Consider the following 3,051-nt stretch of genomic DNA (forward strand, 5'->3'; position numbering starts at 1 on the left):
AACATCACACAGGCCCTAGGGCGGGTTCGTGGCGCAGCCGGTCCAGCTCGGTTCGCAGGGCCGCCGCCTCGTCGCGGGCGGGGTTCTGCTGTGTTTCGGCCGGTACCGGGTCCCGGTCGACCGCCGTCGTGCCTTTGTGTCGGCTAGGGCGCGTATCAGGCAGCCTTCGCCCTGTTGGCGTCATGGGGTGGTGCGTGCTTCGGCGGCGGAGGCGACCTTCTGGCGCTGCTGGTGGCGCCGTTCGTACTCCTGGACCTGGCGGGCGACGCCGGCGGGGACGTTCTGCAACCGAGCGGTGATCTCGTCCGGGCTCATGGTGGCGTAGCCGGGCCAGGGTTCGCTGCCGCGCAGCTGCTCGATGGCGTCCAGGACTCCGGGCCGCTTGGCGTGGGTGCGTTCGTATCCCTCGATGACCGTCAGGTCCGACTGGGAGAGTGTGCGCAGTCGCTGCTGAATTTCGTCGACGCTGAGCTGGCTGAAGCGGAGGATCGGCAACTCCTCCTCCCGGGTCACCGCACCCTGGACCTCTTCGGCCATGCGGGTCGGCTCGGGCATCTCGCGCACCACGCCCCCGGCCGCACCCCGGGCCCGCCGACTGCCGGTCTGGGCGACGTCGTGCACCCGGTCGGCGACGGTCCGCACGGCGCGGGCGGCCGCGCCGGCCCAGCCGCCGCCGTTCTCCTGGACGAAGCCGTTGGCCGCGGCCGCCACGGCCCGGGCGTTCTGGGCGACGCTGTCCTCCAGTGTTTCGAGCAGTTCCTCGTCCCGGCGGCGCAGTGCGGCGAGCAGATCGGCGGTGGCCTGGTCGTGGGCCTCTTCGGCGATGCTCTGTCCGGCCCGGCAGGCCGCCAGCGCCCGGGCTGTGACCGCGTACTCGTCTTCGGCGTTCCTCAGCAGCCGCCGCTCGTCGGTCGGCCGCCGGCCGCGCAGCATGTCCGTCACGAGCGTGGATCCGATGGTCAGCGGCAGCATGGCGGTGCGCACGGCGCTGCGTGAGATGAGCCGCGCGATATCGACGCGGTCCCCGACAAGCCCGCTGGGGGGCCGCAGATCGCGCACGTGGTCCTCGATGCGCTGGAGGCTGTCCTGGACGTCGTCCACCTCGCGCTCGAGCATCTGCCGGTACGGGCCGGCCGGCGTGACCGTCGCATCCGCCCGCAACCGGTCGACGAGCGCCTCATGCGCCTCGCGGGCGTCTTCCAGCGCCGGTACGAGCGCGTCCGTCATCACTGCCATGGGGTGCTCTCCCTGGGGTGGGGGTCAGGCGGCCGGCCCACGCTCGCCGCGCCTCGGGAATCGGCTGCCTGCCGGGCATTGCCGAGGCCGGGCAACCAGGGACCATCCTGTGGGACCCCCGGCAAGACTGCCCGGCGGCCGGTTCGCGTCCGGTACAGCCAAGGCCGGCCGGGACGCTTCATGCCTGCCGCCCGCCACCCCTGTAGGGCCCACGGCACCAGGCGGGGAAGACCTTTTCGGGGCGGTTCGGCCCCGCGGCCCCGGGTGGGCGCCGCGGTGAAGGCAGCGTGGGCTGAACGGGTGAGGGCGGCGGTGGCGCTGTGTCGAAAATCCCGATCACGCGTTGGTCCGGGCGTGAATCCTCGCGTCGACGACGCGGTGCCCTGTGCGGCACCGCTCGGGCTTACCGGCTCCCAGCCCGATCGCGCCGACCTGGGCACCGGCGTCCAGCGGGACGGCAGGTGGGACCGGGCCGTAATGGTCATCTGCTCATCGGTGATCGTTGCCGCTGCCGTGGTGCTTGCCCTTGCGGACCGGCTCGCTTGAGAGACTCAGAGATGACTGGCCGGGGTAGGCCAGATGGTCCACCGGCAGCCGGGGTGGATGCGGATGCGTGCCTGCGTGACCGGCTGGCCGAGGCGATCGCCTCCCTACGCTCGCAGACAGCAGTGATGCTGTCGCACGCCCCCGGCCCTGTCAGTGAAGCCGGTGCCACCGGGCCGGACAGCCAGTCGTCACCTGGCTCGCAGTCCTGATCAGAACCTGGGCAAGCCCGGGTGGGCAGCCAGGGCGTGTTGTCGGCCGACGATGCCGCCACCCGTCGGCGACCGGGCGGTGCGGGCCTGGGCAGCTTCGGCGGCGCGGCGATAGCGGGTCGGGAGCCAGCGAGCAGGGCCGCTCTGCAAGGCGCCTCACAGGGCGTCTCTCAGGGTGCTCTACGAGGCGCTTGCCGGGGTGCCTCACAAGGCGCCTCAGCCGCGCGCGGAAATGAGGAAGAGTCGCAGGTCAGCGCGCTGGTCAAGGGGGCCGGCCGCGCCGACTACTTCCCTCGAAGACCCCTTCGGCCAGCACCGGCCCGGTTCCGCCGGGTCCCGGCGCCCTGCTCCGGACCGGGCAGCGCCGCCGCCAGGACCACCGCCGCGCACGTACGCGACCCGCGCGCGCCCTGGGGCCCGCCGCCGCCCAAGGCGATTCCGGTGATGGAGAACAACTCGTGCCGGGCGAGAATCCGGCATGACCGACCGCCGCCCGCCGGGCACCGGACCGACCCGCACCGCCACCGAAGCGGAGCTGCCGCCCGCGCCACGCGCCCAGCTCGCCGCCGAACGCCTGCCCGCCACCCCGGCCGCCGACGACCCAATGCCCGCGCGCCCAATCACCGGACGCCGCGCCCTGGGCGCCGGCCCCGGCGGTAATCCGCAGCCACCCACAGCCGAATACTCAGCTGCGCAGCCTCCCACGGTCTGACTGCGCAGCCCGGCCCTACAGGTCGAACTCCAGGTGCTCAACGTCGGTGAACTCCACCTCCAGGCTGGCTTCGTTCACGACCCGTGAAAAAAGCCAGCTTGGGCACCGCGTTCGCTAGCCTGCCCGTGCAGGCCGTGGTCGCCTGTGTCCTCGCCATGCTGATCCCGTCCGTACTCGAGTACGCCGCCCACCGTTACGAGACGCGTCGCCGGTTCGACTTCGCCAACGCGCTGCTGGACTCCAGGGGCGCGTTGCCCGAGCCCGACCGCGTCGCTCTCAGCTGCCACCTCGCCCAAGCCCTCTTCCACGGCACTGCCCCGCCATCGCCTAGTGTCCTGCGCCAGAGAT

General features: G+C 72.5%; 2 protein-coding genes. One reads left to right on the forward strand and one right to left on the reverse strand.

The window, feature by feature from the left end; translation table 11 throughout:
- Positions 1-180: 180 nt before the first annotated feature.
- Positions 181-1,236, reverse strand: coding sequence for a hypothetical protein (locus AOK11_RS33285; RefSeq protein ID WP_055597403.1), 1,056 nt, complete (start codon positions 1,234-1,236; stop codon positions 181-183).
- 1,565 nt (positions 1,237-2,801) lie between these two features.
- Here AOK11_RS33285 and AOK11_RS33290 point away from each other — a divergent pair.
- A partial coding sequence (locus tag AOK11_RS33290; RefSeq protein WP_157869505.1) for a hypothetical protein occupies positions 2,802-3,051 on the forward strand: 250 nt, incomplete at its 3' end.

This window comes from Streptomyces hirsutus (genome assembly GCF_001418415.1).
Lineage (GTDB): Bacteria > Actinomycetota > Actinomycetes > Streptomycetales > Streptomycetaceae > Streptomyces > Streptomyces hirsutus.

What these genes read in the sequence shown, in the direction of transcription:
- AOK11_RS33285 (WP_055597403.1), bottom strand. Translation starts at nt 1,236, where the DNA reads ATGGCAGTGATGACGGACGCGCTCGTACCGGCGCTGGAAGACGCCCGC.